Origin of the sequence: Pseudomonas sp. ESBL9 (genome assembly GCF_036668715.1) — a bacterium.
Classification (GTDB): domain Bacteria; phylum Pseudomonadota; class Gammaproteobacteria; order Pseudomonadales; family Pseudomonadaceae; genus Aquipseudomonas; species Aquipseudomonas lundensis.
Map to the genome: position 1 here is coordinate 1 of NZ_JAZEVV010000048.1, position 218 is coordinate 218.

Annotated in this window: 1 rRNA gene; it reads right to left on the reverse strand. The window is 48.2% G+C overall.

Annotated elements, in window-relative coordinates:
* Nucleotides 1–63 (reverse strand): 5S ribosomal RNA (gene rrf, locus V6F78_RS22370); the annotation flags it as partial.
* Between the last annotated feature and the right edge of the window lie 155 nt (nt 64–218).

Below are 218 nucleotides of genomic sequence, written 5' to 3' on the forward strand. Positions count from 1 at the left end.
GCATCGTTTCACTGCTGAGTTCGGGATGGGATCAGGTGGTTCCAATGCTCTATGGTCGTCAAGAAATTCGGTAGCCGGTGCGTTTACCTTACGGTCAACGTTCCAGCGAATGGGTATGTAATAGAGTTGGTGTTTTGTGAGGTGCAAACTTTCGGTTTGTATCGTCTTCACACACCGCAATCTGGCCTTTCGACGCAAATTGCTTGGGTGTTATATGG